At 66.8% G+C, this 16,820-nt stretch carries 16 protein-coding genes; 14 read left to right on the top strand and 2 right to left on the bottom strand.

The genetic code is table 11. The features are described from left to right. Positions 1 to 7 precede the first annotated feature (7 nt). Positions 8 to 1,006 carry a protein-methionine-sulfoxide reductase catalytic subunit MsrP gene (msrP, locus tag GXN78_RS19820; protein ID WP_106555049.1) on the top strand — a complete coding sequence of 333 codons (999 nt, stop codon included), beginning with the start codon at positions 8 to 10 and terminating at the stop codon, positions 1,004 to 1,006. A gap of 7 nt (positions 1,007 to 1,013) precedes the next feature. Then, the gene (locus tag GXN78_RS19825; RefSeq protein WP_106555048.1) at positions 1,014 to 1,658 is read left to right on the top strand and encodes a protein-methionine-sulfoxide reductase heme-binding subunit MsrQ; all 645 of its coding nucleotides are present in this window, start codon (positions 1,014 to 1,016) and stop codon (positions 1,656 to 1,658) included. Between the two features lie 6 nt (positions 1,659 to 1,664). Here GXN78_RS19825 and lysA read toward each other — a convergent pair whose 3' ends face one another. Beyond that, positions 1,665 to 2,948, bottom strand: coding sequence for a diaminopimelate decarboxylase (gene lysA / locus GXN78_RS19830; RefSeq protein WP_106555047.1), 1,284 nt, complete (start codon positions 2,946 to 2,948; stop codon positions 1,665 to 1,667). A gap of 260 nt (positions 2,949 to 3,208) precedes the next feature. Here lysA and cyaY point away from each other — a divergent pair, with 260 nt between their 5' ends. Continuing rightward, positions 3,209 to 3,541, top strand: coding sequence for an iron donor protein CyaY (gene cyaY, locus GXN78_RS19835; protein WP_106555045.1), 333 nt, complete (start codon positions 3,209 to 3,211; stop codon positions 3,539 to 3,541). Positions 3,542 to 3,547: 6 nt separating this feature from the next. Here cyaY and GXN78_RS19840 read toward each other — a convergent pair whose 3' ends face one another. After that, complete coding sequence (locus tag GXN78_RS19840; protein ID WP_106555044.1) at positions 3,548 to 5,959, bottom strand: penicillin-binding protein 1A; 2,412 nt, start codon at positions 5,957 to 5,959, stop codon at positions 3,548 to 3,550. Between the two features lie 243 nt (positions 5,960 to 6,202). Here GXN78_RS19840 and GXN78_RS19845 point away from each other — a divergent pair, with 243 nt between their 5' ends. The 11 genes from GXN78_RS19845 to GXN78_RS19895 are packed head-to-tail and all read left to right on the top strand — an operon-like array spanning position 6,203 to position 16,815. Further along, complete coding sequence (locus GXN78_RS19845) at positions 6,203 to 7,282, top strand: pilus assembly protein PilM (protein ID WP_106555043.1); 1,080 nt, start codon at positions 6,203 to 6,205, stop codon at positions 7,280 to 7,282. Next, positions 7,279 to 7,899 carry a PilN domain-containing protein gene (locus GXN78_RS19850; protein ID WP_106555042.1) on the top strand — a complete coding sequence of 207 codons (621 nt, stop codon included), beginning with the start codon at positions 7,279 to 7,281 and terminating at the stop codon, positions 7,897 to 7,899. Before GXN78_RS19845 ends, GXN78_RS19850 begins: the two co-directional genes overlap by 4 nt. 8 nt (positions 7,900 to 7,907) lie before the next feature. After that, on the top strand, positions 7,908 to 8,582 hold the full coding sequence (locus GXN78_RS19855; RefSeq protein ID WP_106555041.1) for a type 4a pilus biogenesis protein PilO: 675 nt from the start codon (positions 7,908 to 7,910) through the stop codon (positions 8,580 to 8,582). Then, positions 8,579 to 9,121, top strand: coding sequence for a pilus assembly protein PilP (locus tag GXN78_RS19860; RefSeq protein WP_106555040.1), 543 nt, complete (start codon positions 8,579 to 8,581; stop codon positions 9,119 to 9,121). The genes GXN78_RS19855 and GXN78_RS19860 overlap by 4 nt, the downstream gene beginning before the upstream one ends. Next, positions 9,118 to 11,262: a type IV pilus secretin family protein gene (gene pilQ / locus GXN78_RS19865; protein ID WP_106555039.1), complete on the top strand. Its 2,145-nt coding sequence runs from the start codon at positions 9,118 to 9,120 to the stop codon at positions 11,260 to 11,262. The genes GXN78_RS19860 and pilQ overlap by 4 nt, the downstream gene beginning before the upstream one ends. A 25-nt stretch (positions 11,263 to 11,287) precedes the next feature. Next, positions 11,288 to 11,833 carry a shikimate kinase gene (locus tag GXN78_RS19870; protein ID WP_106555038.1) on the top strand — a complete coding sequence of 182 codons (546 nt, stop codon included), beginning with the start codon at positions 11,288 to 11,290 and terminating at the stop codon, positions 11,831 to 11,833. A gap of 43 nt (positions 11,834 to 11,876) precedes the next feature. Beyond that, positions 11,877 to 12,971, top strand: a complete 1,095-nt coding sequence (gene aroB, locus GXN78_RS19875) for a 3-dehydroquinate synthase (RefSeq protein ID WP_239142773.1) — start codon at positions 11,877 to 11,879, stop codon at positions 12,969 to 12,971. Between the two features lie 16 nt (positions 12,972 to 12,987). Further along, positions 12,988 to 14,118, top strand: coding sequence for a deoxyguanosinetriphosphate triphosphohydrolase (locus tag GXN78_RS19880; RefSeq protein WP_106555036.1), 1,131 nt, complete (start codon positions 12,988 to 12,990; stop codon positions 14,116 to 14,118). Next, on the top strand, positions 14,115 to 15,380 hold the full coding sequence (locus tag GXN78_RS19885) for an MFS transporter (protein ID WP_106555035.1): 1,266 nt from the start codon (positions 14,115 to 14,117) through the stop codon (positions 15,378 to 15,380). Before GXN78_RS19880 ends, GXN78_RS19885 begins: the two co-directional genes overlap by 4 nt. Continuing rightward, positions 15,377 to 15,952 carry a DUF1415 domain-containing protein gene (locus tag GXN78_RS19890; protein WP_106555034.1) on the top strand — a complete coding sequence of 192 codons (576 nt, stop codon included), beginning with the start codon at positions 15,377 to 15,379 and terminating at the stop codon, positions 15,950 to 15,952. Before GXN78_RS19885 ends, GXN78_RS19890 begins: the two co-directional genes overlap by 4 nt. After that, positions 15,949 to 16,815 carry an SAM-dependent methyltransferase gene (locus tag GXN78_RS19895; protein WP_106555033.1) on the top strand — a complete coding sequence of 289 codons (867 nt, stop codon included), beginning with the start codon at positions 15,949 to 15,951 and terminating at the stop codon, positions 16,813 to 16,815. The genes GXN78_RS19890 and GXN78_RS19895 overlap by 4 nt, the downstream gene beginning before the upstream one ends. Positions 16,816 to 16,820: the final 5 nt, after the last annotated feature.

Here is a 16,820-nt window from a genome sequence, read left to right on the forward strand (position 1 = left end):
GCGATTCATGTTGATTCGATCCAAGGACCAGGGTTTCATCCATCCGCATCCGAGCGAGATCACACCGCGCGCGGCCTACGAAGGGCGGCGCGACATGCTCAAGCTGCTGGCCAGCGGCGTCGCCGGCGCGGCCATCGCCTCCTGGGCCGGGCGTGAGGCACTGGCCCAGGCCGCCGCGCCGGGCAAGCTGGCTGCGTTGAAAGGCGAGAAGTCGGCGGTGGCCGGTGCGCAGACCATGGAGAAGCTCACCGAACACAAGGACGCCACCAGCTACAACAACTTCTACGAGTTCGGCACCGACAAGGGCGATCCGGTCAAGAACGCCGGCACGCTGAAGACCCGGCCCTGGACCGTCGAGGTCGAGGGGCTGGTCAAGAAGCCTGGCAAGTACTCGATCGAGGACCTGATCAAGCTCAGCGCACAGGAGGAACGCATTTACCGCCTGCGCTGCGTCGAGGGCTGGTCGATGGTGATCCCGTGGGTTGGCTACTCGCTGGCCGAACTCATCAAGCGGGTCGAGCCGCAGGGCAATGCCAAGTACGTCGAGTTCGTCACGCTGGCCGACCCGAAGACCATGCCCTTCGTCGGCTCGCGCGTCCTCGATTGGCCCTACGCCGAAGGGCTGCGCATGGACGAGGCGATGCATCCGTTGACGCTGCTCACCTTCGGCATGTACGGCGAGGTGCTGCCCAACCAGAACGGCGCGCCGGTGCGCATCGTGGTGCCGTGGAAGTACGGCTTCAAGAGCGCCAAGTCGATCGTCAAGATCCGCTTCGTCGAGAAGGAGCCGGGGACGGCCTGGAACAAGGCGGCGGCGCAGGAGTACGGCTTCTACTCCAACGTCAATCCCAACGTCGACCATCCGCGCTGGAGCCAGGCGACCGAGCGGCGCATCGGCGACGGCAGCGGGTTGTTCGCCAAGCGCCACAAGACGCTGATGTTCAACGGCTACGAGGCGCAGGTCGGCCAGCTCTACGCCGGCATGGACCTGAAGAAGTTCTATTGAGCCCATCATGAACAAGCTGTTGCTTCACCCGGCCGCCAAGCCGGCGGTGTTCGTGCTGTGCCTGCTGCCCTTTGCCTGGCTGGCCTGGGGCGCGTTCACCGACGGACTGGGCGCCAATCCGGCCGAGTACCTGATCCGCTCGACCGGCGACTGGACGCTGCGCTTCATCTGCATCGTGCTGGCGGTCACCCCGCTGCGCGTGATGACGAAGACCAACGCATTGGCGCGCTTTCGCCGCATGCTGGGCTTGTTCGCGTATTTCTACGTGGTGGTCCACCTGCTGAGCTACAGCCTGTTCGACATGGGCTTCGACATTCAGGAGATCGCCAAGGACATCGCCAAGCGACCCTTCATCCTGGTGGGCTTCACGGCCTTCGTGCTGCTCACGCCGCTCGCGGCCACTTCGTTCAACCGCGCGATCAAGGCGCTGGGCGCGAAGCGCTGGCAGACGCTGCACAAGCTGGTCTATGTGATCGCCGGCCTGGGCCTGCTGCATTTCTTCTGGATGCGGGCGGGGAAGAACGACTTCGCCGAAGTCTTCGTCTATGCCGCCATCATCGCGGCGCTGCTGGGCTGGCGGGTCTGGAACTTCGCGCGGAACAAGAGAGCGCCGCGGCCCGTACCGGCCGGGCGGGTGCAGCTGAGCAAGTGAGGGCGCTCAGCCGCCGTCGAACTGCTCGCTGCGCAGCTGGTCCTCGATGCTCTCGCGGCGGCGGATCAGCGTGGCGCCGTTGCCGCTGACCAGCAGCTCGGCCGCGCGGCCGCGGGTGTTGTAGTTGCTGGCCATCGCCATCGAATAGGCACCGGCCGACAGCACCGCCAGCAGGTCTCCGGCCTGCACGTCGAGCGCGCGGTCGCGGCCGAGCCAGTCGCCGCTCTCGCAGACCGGCCCGACGACGTCGTAGCTCACGGCCTCGCCCTGGCACGGGGCGATGGGGACGATCCGATGGAAGGCCTGGTACATCGCGGGCCGCGGCAGGTCGTTCATGGCCGCATCGACGATGCAGAAGTTCTTGGCCTCGCCCGGCTTGGTGTAGAGCACTTCCGTCACGCAGACGCCGGCATTGCCCACCAGCGAACGTCCGGGTTCGACGATCAGCCGGCGCTTGCCGAAGCCACGTGCGTCGAGGCGCGCGAGCAGCTGCTGCCACAGCGCATCGGCCGCGGGCGGCGTGTCGCCGTTGTAGTCGATGCCCAGGCCGCCGCCGAAGTCCAGGTGATGCAGCGCGATGCCGGCCTTCTCGATAGCCTCGACCAGGTCGAGCACCCGCTCCAGCGCCTCGAGGTAGGGCGCGGCCTCGGTGATCTGCGAGCCGATGTGGCAGTCGATGCCGACCACCTGCAGGCCCTTCAGCGACGCGGCATGTCGGTAGATGGCGAGCGCGCGGTCATGCGCGATGCCGAACTTGTTGCCCTTCAGGCCGGTGGAGATATAGGGGTGCGTCTTCGGATCGACGTTGGGATTGATGCGCACGCTGATCGCGGCACGGTGCCCCGTTTCGAGCGCGACCGCGTTGAGGACGTCGATCTCCGCTTCGCTCTCCACGTTGAAGCAGCCGATGCCGGCCGCCAGCGCCTGCCGCATCTCCTGCTTCGTCTTGCCCACACCGGAGAAGATCACCTTGGCCGGATCGGCGCCCGCCGCGAGCACGCGCGCGAGCTCGCCGCCGGAGACAATGTCGAAGCCGCAGCCCGCCGCGGCGAAGACGCGCAGCACGCCCAGCGAGGAGTTGGCCTTGATGGCATAGCAGACCAGCGCGTCGCGCCCTTCGAAGCCGCGCTGGTAGGCGGCCAGCGCGTCGAGCATCCATTGCTTCGAATAGACGAAAAGCGGCGTGCCGTGCTCGCGGGCCACGTCTCGCAACGCCACGCCCTCGACGTGCAGCGTGCCGTTCCGGTAGGCAATGTGGGGATGCCCGGGGAGGCGTTCGGGGTTCGTCACTTCGTTCCTTCGCTGGTCGCGGGCGCACTGCTGGCGGCGGCAGGGGCGGGCGCGGCCGCTCCCCCGGAACTCGTAGCATCATCTGCACTGCCCGAGCCGGGCATGAGCAGGCCCGGGAGCGTGGCGCGATTCTTCGCGGCCGGATCCGTAGGCAGGTAGAGCGCACCCTTCTGGCCGCAGCCCACCAGTGCGACCCCGACGAGCGCGAGGCCAATCGCGCTCACTAGAATTTGACGAACATTCAGCATGACGAAATTGTAATGACCGATCCCGAGTACATGGACTGCGCCGAGGCCGTGCTGGCCGCCATCGAACGCGGCTGCGACCGCATCAACGATGCGACCGATGCCGATATCGACAACCAGCGCGTGGGGGGCATGATCACCATCACCTTCCGCAACGGCAGCCAGTTGATCATCAATCTGCAGAAGCCCTTGCAGGAGATCTGGCTGGCCGCGCGCTCCGGCGGCTACCACTACCGGCATGACGGCCGCGCGTGGGTGGATACGAAGACCCGCGAGGAGTTCTTCGGCCAGCTGTCGCGCGAGGCGAGCGCGCAGGCCGGTCTGCCGCTGCAGTTCTCGGCCGGCTGAAGGCGATCAGTTGCGGAAGAGCTCGAGGATGCGGTTGCGCTCTTCCGGCGGCGGCGGCGCACCGATCGGCGCGCCAGAAATCGCCTCGACCGGCTGCGTCGGGCCGGCCTCGACGCCGAGATTCGCGACACCGCGGCCCGGCGCATAGTCGTCGTAGTACCACTCGCCGCCCACGTTGACCACGCCGGACGGGGCCGTGGCAGTCAGCTCCGTCACCGGCACGCCCTTGATGGCGGTCTCCATGTAGCTGATCCAGATCGGCAGGCTCAGGCCGCCGCCGGTCTCGCGGTCGCCGAGCTTGCGCGGCGTGTCGTAGCCCATCCAGGCCACCGCCGCCATCGTCGGCTGGAAGCCGGCGAACCAGGCGTCCAGCGAGTCGTTGGTGGTGCCGGTCTTGCCGTACAGATCGGGGCGCTTCAGCGTGGCCTGCGCCTTGGCGGCGGTGCCGCTGCGGGCCACCTCCTGCAACAGGCTGTCCATGATGAAGGCGTTGCGCTGCGGGATGGCGCGCATGGTCTCGTTGAGCAGCGGCGGCTGCGTTTCCACGAGCACCTTGTCCTTGTGATCGGTGATGCGCGTCACGAGGTAGGGATTGACGCGATACCCGCCGTTCGCGAACACCGAGTACGCGGTTGCCATCTGCATCGGTGTGACCGCGCCGGCACCCAGCGCCATCGGCAGGTAGGCCGGATGCTTCTCGCGCTCGAAGCCGAAGTTGCCGATCCAGTCCTGCGCGTAGCGCGTGCCGATCGACTGCAGCACGCGGATAGACACCATGTTCTTGGACTTGGCGAGCGCGCGGCGCAGGGACATCGGGCCCTCGAAGTTGCCGTCGTAGTTCTTGGGTTCCCAAGGCTGGCCGCCGGTGGTGCCGGCGTCGAAGAACAGCGGCGCGTCGTTGACCACCGTCGCGGGCGTGAAGCCCTTCTCCAGTGCCGCCGAGTAGATGAAGGGCTTGAAGCTCGAGCCCGGCTGGCGCCAGGCCTGCGTCACGTGGTTGAACTTGTTCTTGTCGAAGTCGAAGCCGCCGATCATGGCCTTGACGGCGCCATCGCGTGGATCGAGCGCAATGAAGGCACCCTCGACCTCGGGCAGTTGGGTGATCTCCCAAGTGTTCTTCGGCGTTTTGACGACGCGGATCACCGCGCCGCGGCGGATCTTGATGTTGGGCGGTGCCTTGTCCGACAGGCCCGACTGCGCCGGGCGCAGCCCCTCGCCGATGATCTGCACGGTGTCGCCGTTGGCACGCACGGCGTTGATTTCCTTGGCGTTGGCCTTGAGCACCACGGCCGACATCACGTCGCCGTTGTCGGGATGCTCGGCCAGCGCGTCATCGACGGCCTCGTCCACTTCCTTGGGATCGTTGGGCAGGTCGACGAACTTCTCGGGGCCGCGGTAGATCTGGCGGCGCTCGTAGTCCATGATGCCCTTGCGCAGCGCCTTGTAGGCTGCCGCCTGGTCGGCAGCCACCAGTGTGGTGTAGACCTTGAGGCCGCGGGTGTAGGTGCTGTCGCCGTACTGCGCGTACATCAGCTGGCGCACGGTCTCCGCCACGTATTCGGCATGCAGACGCGTGGGGTCGGCGCCGTCGCGCAAGTGCAGCTCTTCCTTCTTGGCCTCGGCCGCCTGTTCGGCGGTGATGAAGCCGGCTTCCTGCATGCGGTCTATCACATAGAGCTGGCGCCCGCGCGCACGCGTCGGATTGTTGACCGGATTGTTCGCGCCCGGCGCCTTCGGCAGGCCGGCGAGCATCGCAGCCTGGGCGATGCTGATGTCCTTGAGCGGCTTGCCGAAATAGGCTTCCGAGGCGGCCGCGAAGCCGTACGCGCGATTGCCCAGATAGATCTGGTTGAGGTAGATCTCAAAAATCTGGTCCTTGCTGAGCAGGTGCTCGAGCTTGAAGGTGAGCAGGACCTCGTAGATCTTGCGGGTCAGCGTCTTCTCGGAACTCAGATAGACGTTGCGCGCCACCTGCATGGTGATGGTGGAGGCGCCCTGGCTCTTCACGCGGTTCATGTTCGCAATTCCGGCGCGCAGCAAGCCCTTGTAGTCGACCCCGCCGTGATCGTAGAAGCGGGTGTCTTCGGCGGCCAGCACGGCGTCCTTCATCACTTTGGGGATGGTCGCGATGGGCGTCAGGTTGCGGCGCTCCTCGCCGAACTCGCCGATCAGGATGCCTTCGGAGGAGAACACCCGGAGCGGCAGCTTGGGCCGGTAGTCCGCCAGCTCGGAGATGTCCGGCAGGTTCGGATAGGCCACGGCCAGGGCCACGGCGACCACGCAGATCATGGACACCGCACCGGCCGCGGCGATGCCCAGTCCCCACATCACGAAGCGCAGAAGCCAAGTCAGCCAGGCAGGGCGCTGAGGAGGCGGGGGAGTCTTGGCGGGCCCGTTGGGGCGAGTTTTTTCGGGCATGAAGCGAGGGTGAAGTCAGCCGCAATTATAAAAAGCGAGCCCCTCCGGGCGGCTCATTGAAGCCAGATAAAACCCAAGTACTCGCATTTGTGACGTAAGTTGTGAATCGGCGCTGTTACGTTCCCTTTTGACAACGCTTGGTGCCACAGTTGGGGCCAAGGCGCTTGGTTGGCGCTACACGTCCTGATAGCATGCAACCACACGCAAATATTTCCAATCGTTACAAACACAACGGGATATAACTTGGCTGCTTTGGGATCGCTGTTTAGCCGTCAACCCGCGCCTCTGCTCGGGTTGGACGTCAGCTCCTCCAGTGTCAAGCTGGTCGAGCTCGGCCGCGACGCCAGCGGCAAGTTGATTCTGGAACGTTGCGCGATCGAGCCACTGGAGCGCGGCTGGATCACCGATGGCAACGTCGAGAAATTCGATGAAGTGGCCGAGGCGGTCCGTCGTGCCGTGCGCAAGAGCGGCAGCCGAACCAAGAACGCTGCCTTGGCCCTGCCACCCTCGGCTGTCATCACGAAGAAGATTGTCCTGCCTGGGGGCATGAGCGAGCAGGAGCTCGAGATCCAGGTCGAGTCCGAGGCCAATCAATACATCCCCTTCTCGCTCGACGAGGTCAGCCTGGATTTCTGCGTCATCGGCCAGAGTGCCAGCGCGGCGGGCGATGTCGAGGTCCTGATCGCCGCCTCGCGCAAGGAAAAGGTCCAAGACCGCCAGGGCCTGGCCGAAGCCGCCGGCCTCAAGGCCGTGATTCTCGATGTCGAGTCCTATGCCTCGCGACTGGCGACGGCGCGGCTGATCGAGCAACTGCCCGGCCAGGGCCGCGACGCGGTGGTGGCCCTGTTTGAAGTGGGCGCCTTCACCACCAGCATGCAGGTGCTGCGCAACCAGGAAGTGCTCTACGACCGTGACCAGGCCTTCGGTGGCGCCCAGCTCACGCAGCTGATCGTGCGGCAGTACGGCTTTTCCGCCGAAGAGGCGGAGACCAAGAAGCGCAGCGGCGACCTGCCGGACGACTACGGCTCGGGCGTGCTCAAGCCCTTCGTGGCGAGCATCGCGCAGGAAATCGCGCGGGCGCTCCAGTTCTTCTTCACCAGTACGCCGCACAACCGCGTCGACTACGTGCTGCTGGCCGGCGGCTCGGCCGCGCTGCCGGGCCTTACCAGTGCCGTGACGCGGCAGACCTCCTTCGCCTGCTCGCTGGTCAATCCCTTCGACGGCATGGAGATCGGCAGCGGCATCCGCGAGAAGAAGGTCCGGCGCGAGGCACCCTCATACCTGACCTCGTGCGGGCTTGCCATGCGGAGGTTCCTGCAGTGATCCTGATCAACCTGCTCCCGCACCGGGAAGCTGCACGCAAGCGCCGGCGCGAAACCTTCTATGCCACCCTCGGTGCCTCGGCCGTGGCGGGCTTCCTGATCGCGGGCGGCGCCTATCTCTGGTACCAGGCCCAGATCTCCAGTCAGCAGGGCAAGAACAGCTTCCTCCAGGCCGAGATCAAGAAACTCGAGGCCGAGATCAAGGAAATTTCTACCTTGCAGGCCGAAATCGCCGCCTTGCGCGCCCGCCAGCAGGCCGTCGAGGACCTGCAGGGCGACCGCAACATGCCCGTGCACCTGCTCAACGAACTCGTGCGGCAACTGCCCGATGGCGTCTACCTGACGAGCATGAAGCAGGACAACCAGACCGTCACGCTTCTCGGCCAAGCGCAGTCCAACGAGCGGGTCTCGGAACTGCTGCGCAACCTGGGCAACAACAGCCCTTGGCTGGTCAAGCCGGAGCTGATCGAAATTACTTCCGGCAATGTCAACCTGAGCGCGCGCGACCAGCGTCGCGTGGCGAACTTCACGATGCGCATCGGGCTCAAGCGGCCCACCGATGCGCAGAAGGCCGCGACCGGCGCAGGCGCGGCGACATCGGCCGCAGGCAAAGGCTGAGCGTCATCATGGCAACCCAACGCGCATCCTCCAACATCGACATCGGCGCCGCCCTGCAGCGCTTCGGCGACCAGTTCCGGGGGCTGAATCCGAACGATCCTTCGGTCTGGCCACCGATGCCGCGCTACGCGCTGTGCGTGGTGGTCACTGCTCTGGTCCTGGTGGCCCTTTGGTTCGTCTGGCTCACCAATTCGAACGATGAGCTCGAGGCCGAGCGGGCCAAGGAAATCACGCTCCGGGCCGACTACCAGAAGAAGGTGGGGCAGGCCGCCAATCTCGAGCTGCTCAAGAAGCAGCGCGAGCAGGTGCAGCAGTACGTGACGCTGCTCGAAAAGCAACTGCCGAGCAAGGCCGAGATGGATGCCTTGCTCTCCGACATCAACCAGGCCGGCCTCGGCCGCAGTCTGCAGTTCGAGCTGTTCCGTCCGGGGCAGATCGTCGTGAAGGACTACTACGCGGAGCTGCCGATCGCCGTGCGCGTCACAGGGCGCTACCACGACATGGGTGCCTTCGCCGCAGACGTCGCCAATCTCTCGCGCATCGTGACTTTGAACAACCTGGCCGTCACGCCCGGTAAAGACGGCGTCCTGACGATGGACGCCACGGCGCGGACCTTCCGCTATCTGGACGAGGAAGAGCAGGCGGCGCAGAAGCGCGCCGCGGCGGGAGCACAAAAGAAATGAGCAGGCTTGCCTTTGTGCTGTGCATCGGTGCAGCGGCCGTCGGCCTGAGCGGCTGCATCGGCTCTGAACAGGATGAACTTCAGCAGTGGATGGCCGAGCAGCGGGCGCAGGTGCGCCCCACCGTGCCGCCCATCACGGAGCCCAAGAAGTTCACGCCCCAGGCCTACACCGAAGGCAACGCGTTCGAGCCCTTCAACATGCAGAAGCTCACGCAGGCCCTGCGCCGTGATTCGGCCCAGCCGAGCACTTCGGGCCTCATCGCGCCGGAGCTGGCACGCCGCAAGGAAGCGCTGGAGGCTTTCCCGCTCGATTCGATGGCCATGGTGGGCAGCATGAACCGCAATGGACAGCCGGTGGCCCTGGTCACCGTCGACAAGCTTCTCTACCAGGTTCGGGTGGGGAACTATCTGGGACTCAACTACGGGCGCATCACCCGTATCAGCGAAACCGAACTCGGCTTGCGTGAAATCGTGCAGGACGCCGCCGGTGAATGGATCGAACGCGTGGCGACGCTGCAGTTGCAAGAGAGGTCGAAATGAAACCCAAGAATTCAAGGTTCGCGCAGTGGCTGCGCGTGGTCGGTGTCAGCCTGCTCGCGCTCGGCGCGGTCGCGGCGGCACATGCGCAGAACGCGATCGAGTCGGTCACCACCTCGATGCAATCGGGCGCCGAAGTCATCCGGATCGACCTGAGTCAACCGCTGGCCGCGGCGCCCACGGGCTTCGCCATCCAGACGCCGGCGCGCATCGCGCTCGACTTCCCGGGCGTGACGAATGCCATCGGCCGCTCGGCGATCGACGTCAACCAGGGCAACCTTCGCTCCATCAATGTGGTGCAGGCCGGTGAGCGTACGCGCCTGGTGCTGAACCTCAAGCAGGCCACGGCGTACAAGGCCGAGATCCAGGGCAAGTCGCTCCTGGTGTCGCTGGAGCCAGTTCCCGGTGCCGCGCTGGTCGCCTCGACCCCGCAGGCTTTCGCCGAGAACCGCAACCGCGACACCCTGCCGCTGCGCGACGTCGATTTCCGCCTGGGTTCGGACAACACCGGCCGTGTGGTGGTCGACCTAGCCAACAACCAGGTGGGCGTCGACATCCGTCAGCAAGGCCGCAACCTGGTGGTGGAATTCACCAAGTCGACCTTGCCCGAAGGCCTGCGCCGCCGCCTCGACGTCTCGGACTTCGGCACCCCCGTGCAGACCGTGACGACCCAGCAGGCCGGCGACCGCGTGCGCATGACCATCGAGCCCAAGGGCGACTGGGAGCACAGCGCCTACCAGAGCGAGAACCAGTTCGTGGTCGAGGTGCGCCAGCGCAAGGTCGACCCGACCAAGCTGACCCAAGGCGTGGGCTACACCGGCGAGAAGCTGTCGCTGAACTTCCAGAACATCGAGATCCGCTCCCTGCTGCAGGTGATCGCCGATTTCACCAACTTCAACATCGTGACCTCGGATTCGGTGACCGGCGCGCTGACCCTTCGCCTGAAGGACGTGCCTTGGGACCAGGCCCTGGACATCATCATGCAGGCGAAGAACCTGGGCATGCGCAAGAACGGCAGCGTGCTGTGGATCGCGCCCAAGGACGAGATCAACGCCAAGGAAAAGCTCGAGTTCGAGGCGCAAGCCGCGATCCAGAACCTGGAGCCGCTGCGCACCCAGTCTTTCCAGCTGAACTACACCAAGGCGGTCACGATCGCGCAGGGCCTCACGGGCACCGGCCAGGCCAGCGGCGGCGGCTCCGGCACCACCACCCGCATCCTGAGCCCGCGCGGCAGCGTGATCGCCGAATCGCGCACCAACCAGCTCTTCGTGTCGGACATCCCCTCCCGCCTCCAGCAGGTCGCCGAGCTGATCCAGAAACTCGACGTGCCGGTGCGTCAGGTCCTGATCGAGGCGCGCATCGTCGAGGCTTCGGACACCTTCGGCAAAAACCTGGGCGTCCGTTTGGGCGGCGGCCTCGCCGGCGGCTCGGTGGGCTCCAACAACGGCCGCCCGGTGTTCGGCAACATCGGTGCGATCCCCGTCGTGACGGCGGCCACCGCGACCACCCCGGCCAGCGCGCTCACCACCTTCACGAACTCGAATTTCGTGAACCTGCCCTCGACCGGCGTGTCCGGCAACGGCAACGCGCCGGGAACCTTCGCCATCTCGCTCTTCAACTCCAGCTTCTCGCGCATGCTGAATCTGGAAATCTCGGCCCTCGAAGCCGACGGCAAGGGCAAGGTGGTGTCCAGCCCCCGCGTGGTGACGGCCGACCAGACCAAGGCGCTGATCGAGCAGGGTACGGAACTGCCCTACCAGGTCGCCACCTCCAGCGGTGCCACCTCGATCGCCTTCCGCAAGGCCAACCTCAAGCTCGAAGTCACGCCGCAGATCACGCCCGAGGGCAACATCATCCTGACACTGGACGTCAACAAGGACACGGTCGGCCAGGCGACGACCGCGGGCTTCGCTATCAACACCAAGCACGTGCAGACCGAGGTGCTGGTCGAGAACGGCGGAACCGTGGTTATCGGTGGTATCTTCGAGCTCACCGAAACCAGCGACGAATCGCGCGTGCCGGTGCTGGGTGAAGTGCCCTATGTCGGGGCGCTGTTCCGCACACGCAATCGCGTTGCCAACAAGACCGAAATGCTCGTCTTTATCACCCCGAAGATGATTACCGACCGTAACGCCGCGCGCTGAAGCGCGCGGGCGTTCGCAGCACCGCGTGGCGGTCGCACTCGTCGGTCTGCCCGGCGCCGGAAAATCCGCGGTGGGCCGGCGCCTGGCCCAACGGCTCCAGCTCCCCTTCATCGACAGCGATGACCTGATCGAGCGGCGCATTGGCTGTTCCATCCGCGACTACTTCGAGCGCGAGGGAGAGCAGAGCTTCCGCGACCTCGAGCAGACCGTGATCACCGAGCTCGCGGCGTCGGCCCAGGGCATCGTGTCGACCGGTGGCGGTTCCGTGCTGCGCGAGGCCAATCGGGTCCAGCTGCATACGAACTTCCACGTGATTTACCTGCGCTCCTCGCCCGAGGACCTGTTCAGGCGCCTTCGCCACGATGTCAAGCGGCCGCTGCTGCAGGTGGCCGATCCGCTGGGCCGCCTGCACGAGCTCTACAGCGCCCGCGATCCGCTTTACCGCGAGGCCGCCCACGACGTGGTCGAGACCGGCCGGCCTTCGGTCGCGATGCTGGTGAACATCATCGTGATGCAGCTGGAGCTGGCCGGCCTCATACCCCCCGGCTCCCAAAGCGATCCGCCGGGCTGAGCCGGGGTCTGGGCGCCGTGCGCCTAAACTCGGAGCCATGCGAGTGTCCGCCTCCCCCGAATGCGTCGAGATCCAGCTCGGCGAGCGCAGCTATCCGATCCTGATTGGCAGCGACCTGCTCGGCGACTCAACTCATTTCGATGCCGTGCCCGCAGCCGCCACGGCCCTGATCGTCACCAACACCACCGTGGCGCCGCTCTATGGCGAAGCCCTGCGCCGGACGCTGGCCGGCCGCTTCCGGGCCGTGCATCTGCTGGAACTGCCCGACGGCGAGACGCACAAGGACTGGCCGACGCTGAACCTGATCTTCGACGCCTTGCTGAGTCATGGCTGTGACCGCAAGACGGTGCTCTTCGCCCTCGGTGGCGGGGTGGTGGGCGACATGACCGGATTCGCCGCAGCCAGCTACATGCGCGGCGTGCCCTTCGTCCAGGTGCCCACCACGCTGCTCGCGCAGGTCGATTCGTCCGTGGGCGGCAAGACGGCGATCAACCATCCGCTCGGCAAGAACATGATCGGCGCCTTCTACCAGCCGCGCCTCGTGCTGTGCGACCTCTCCACGCTGGCCACGCTGCCGCCGCGCGAGCTCAGCGCGGGCCTGGCCGAAATCATCAAGTACGGCCCGATCTACGACATGGCTTTCTTCGACTGGATCGAGGCGAACATCGAAGCGCTGGTGGGCCGAGACCCGGCGGCGCTGGCGCATGCGGTCCGGCGCAGCTGCGAGATCAAGGCCGCGGTCGTAGGGCAGGACGAGCGCGAGACCGGCTTGCGGGCGATCCTGAACTTCGGCCACACCTTCGGCCATGCCATCGAGGCCGGCATGGGCTACGGCCGCTGGCTGCACGGCGAAGCGGTCGGATGCGGCATGATCCTGGCTGCCCATCTGTCGCAACGCCTCGGCGGCGTCGATGCGGCCTTTGTCCAGCGGCTGTCGGCGCTGGTCGAGCGGGCGGGCCTGCCGGTGACCGCCCCCGCGCTCGGCGCCGAGCGCTACCTAGAGCTGATGCGCATCGACAAGAAATCGGAAGCCGGCGAGATCCGCTTCGTGGTGATCGACAAGCCCGGCTCGGCCGTCATGCGCAGCGCCCCTGACGCCGTGGTGCGCGAGGTGCTGGCGCAGTGCTGTGCGGACTGAATCGGGCAGCAGGGCGATGAGCCTGGCACGCTACGCCAGCCATCCGGCGCAGTCCCGCGGCCGGCGCCATGCCGAGACGCCGGCCCCCACGCGCGACGCCTTCCAGCGAGACCGCGACCGCATCGTTCATTCCACGGCCTTCCGGCGACTGGTCTACAAGACCCAGGTTTTCCTCAACCACGAGGGCGATCTGTTCCGCACCCGCCTCACGCATTCCCTCGAGGTCGCCCAGCTCGGCCGCTCCATTGCGCGCTCGTTGCGCCTCAACGAGGACCTGGTGGAAGCCATTGCACTGGCGCACGACCTGGGCCACACGCCCTTCGGCCATGCGGGGCAGGACGCGCTGGATGCCTGCATGGCGGAACACGGCGGCTTCGAGCACAACCTGCAGAGCCTGCGGGTGGTGGATGCGCTCGAGCATCGCTATCCACAGTACGACGGGCTCAACCTGAGCTTCGAGACGCGCGAGGGCATCCTCAAGCATTGCTCGCGCGCCAATGCCGAGCGCCTGGAGACAGCCGAGCCGGGCGGGGTAGGGCGGCGTTTCCGCGATCGCACGCAGCCGAGTCTCGAGGCACAGCTGTGCAACCTCGCCGATGAGATCGCCTACAACGCGCATGACATCGACGACGGCGTGCGCTCGGGGCTCATCGGCCTCGAACGGCTGGGCGAGGTCGCGCTGTTCAGCCGCTACCTGCGCGAGACGCTCGACGAGCATCCGCAGCTGCAGGGCCGGCGCGTGCTCTACGAAGCCATCCGCCGCATGCTGAGCGCTCAGGTTTACGACGTGATCGACGCCACGCACAGCGCGCTCGAGGCGACGGCGCCCGCCGATGCGGACGCGGTGCGCCGTGCCGCGCCACTGGTGCTCTTCAGCGAGACCATGCGCGCCCAGTCCACCGAGCTGAAGCAGTTTCTCTTCAGCAACCTCTATCGGCATCCGCGCGTCATGCAAACCACGAGCCGGGCGAAGGATGTGGTGCGCGAGCTGTTCGCGGCCTACATCGACGATGCGCAGCAGATGCCGGCGTCCTATGCGCAACGCGACGATCGACATCGCGCGGTGGCCGACTACATCGCCGGCATGACGGACCGCTTCGCGATCCGCGAGCACGAACGCATCACGGGACGGCCGTGGAGCGAATGAGCGCCATGTCTTCGCATGCACGCATCCCCGCCGCCGCGCTGGCCGTGGTGCTGGCCGGCGTGGCCGCGGCCCTGCACCTGGGCAAGCTGCCGCCGGCAGTGCCGGCGCTGCAGGCGACGCTGGGCATCGACCTGGTCGAAGCGGGATTCCTGCTGTCGCTGGTGCAGGTCGCGGGCATGTGCCTGGGCATCGTGTTCGGCCTGATGGCCGACGCCATCGGCTTGCGGCGCAGCATGCTGACAGGCCTGACCGTGGTGACCGTTGCGAGCGTGCTCGGCGGCCTCGTCGGGAGCACGGCCGATGCCGGCCCCAGCGCCGTTCGCTGGCTGTTCGCCCTGCGCGCGCTCGAAGGCCTGGGCTTCCTGCTGGCGGTGATGCCCGGGCCCGGGCTGATCCGCTCGCTCGCGCCGCCGAGCGCAGAGAAGAAGGCCCTCGGCCTCTGGGGCGCCTACATGCCCTTGGGCGTGGCGCTGGCGCTCCTGCTCGGTCCGGCCTTGATCGCCTGGGGCGGTTGGCCGGGCTGGTGGTGGGTGTTGTCCCTGGTCTCGGCTGCCGTGGCGCTGTGGGTGCTGCTCGTCGTGCCGGCGGACAGGCGGCCACCCGTCGCGCCGGGAACGCCTTCGTCTTCGCGCTGGTCGGCGCGCTTGTTCGATACGGCCCGCTCCAGCGGCCCCTGGACACTGGCATCGGCCTTCGCCGTCTATTCCTCGCAATGGATGGCCGTGATCGGTTTTCTGCCCGCGATCTATGCCGACGCCGGCGTGCCGGCCGCCTGGAACGCGGCGTTGACCGCGCTCGCCGCCGCGATGAACATCGTCGGCAACGTCAGCGGCGGCCGCTTCCTGCAGCACGGCGTCGCGCCCGAGCGCCTGCTGCGCTGGGGTTTCGTCGCGATGGCGCTGGGCAGCGTCGCGGCCTTTGCCCAGATCGGCCCGGCCGGGAGCGCCGCGAGCCTGCCGCCCGCGCTGCGTTACCTCGCCGTGTGCCTGTTCTCGCTGGCCGGCGGAATGATTCCGGCGACGCTCTTCATGCTTTCCATCCGGCTTGCGCCAGGTCCCTCGACGGTCTCGACGACCGTGGGGATGATGCAGCAGGCCTCCTCGCTCGGCCAGTTCATCGCCCCGCCGGTGGTCGCCTGGATTGCCCATCGGGCCGGGGGCTGGCAATGGACCTGGGTCGTGACCCTCGCCTGCTCCATGGCGGGCCTGGCGCTGGCGGCGCGCGTGGCGCCCGCAAGATCCCGTACGGGCACCGCGACATGAACAACCATCCTCTCATCACTGCCGAGCAAGCACGGGCGGACACGCAGCGCTGGATCGAGCGTGCCGTGATCGGCCTCAACCTCTGCCCCTTCGCCAAGGCCGTGCATGCGCGAGGCCAGATCCACTATGCGCTGTACCTGCAGGACGAGCAGGGCGGCTTGATCGACGCCCTGCTCGACGAGGCGCGCGCGCTGGCGGCCTGCGGCGCTTCCGAGCGCGACACCACCCTCCTGATCGCACCCAACACCTTGGCCGACTTCCTGGACTTCAACGATTTCACCGCCCGTGCCGAGCGCCGCCTGGCGCGTGCGGGCTTCGAGGGCGAGTTCCAGCTGGCCAGCTTCCATCCGCGTTTCCAGTTCGCCGGAACCGAGCCCGAAGACATCACGAATGCGACCAATCGCGCCCCCTACCCGACGTTGCACCTGTTGCGCGAGGACAGCGTGAGCCGCGCCGTCGAGGCCTTTCCCGATGCGCAGGCCATCTTCGGGCGCAACATGCAGATCCTGCAGCAGCTCGGCGCCGAGGGCTGGTCGGCCCTGGACGTCGGGCCGGGCGGAGCGCCGCGATGAACGGAAAGGCCGTCGCCAAGGCCTCGAAGGCCGAAGCCGAACTGCAGGAGGTCCTGCGCCCGGGCCAGTCGATGGAGCTGCTGAAGGAACTGCACATCCTCACGCGCGAAGGGCGGCTCAACCAGGACTCGCGCCGCAAGCTCAAGCAGGTCTACCACCTGTTCCAGTTCATCGAGAAGCTGCTGCTCGAGCTGCCGGAGGAGGGCGCGCACGCCAGCCTGGCCGACCACGGCGCCGGCAAGTCCTATCTCGGCTTCATCCTCTACGACCTGTTCTTCGGCCCGCGCGGCGGGGGGCGGGTGTACGGCATCGAAACGCGGGCCGACCTGGTCGACAAATCGCGCGCGCTGGCGAGGCGGCTGGGCTTCGACCGCATGGTCTTCCTCAATATCAGCGCGGCCGAATCCGCCGACGCGGCAGAGCTGCCGGCCCAGGTCGACGTGGTGACCGCGTTGCATGCCTGCGACACCGCCACCGACGACGCCATCGCATTCGGACTCGCGAAGCAGGCACGCTTCATGGTGCTGGTGCCCTGTTGCCAGGCCGAGGTCGCGGCCTGCCTGCGCCAGACCAAGGCGCTGTCGCTCTCGCGCACGCCCCTGGCCGAACTCTGGCGCCATCCCCTGCACACGCGCGAGATCGGCAGCCAGCTCACCAACGTCCTGCGCTGCCTCTATCTGGAGGCCAACGGTTACCAGGTCACTGTCACCGAGCTGGTGGGTTGGGAGCACAGTTTGAAGAACGAGCTGATCATTGCGCGCCGTACCGGCCAGCGCAAAGCCAGCGCCGCGGCCCGGCTCCAGGAACTGCTCGCCCAGTTCGGGCTGGAGGCGCTGCTGGAGACGCGCTTCCGCCCGGGCTGATCCTC

The sequence above is a fragment of the Variovorax sp. WS11 genome, assembly GCF_010499245.1.
Taxonomy (GTDB): domain Bacteria; phylum Pseudomonadota; class Gammaproteobacteria; order Burkholderiales; family Burkholderiaceae_C; genus Variovorax.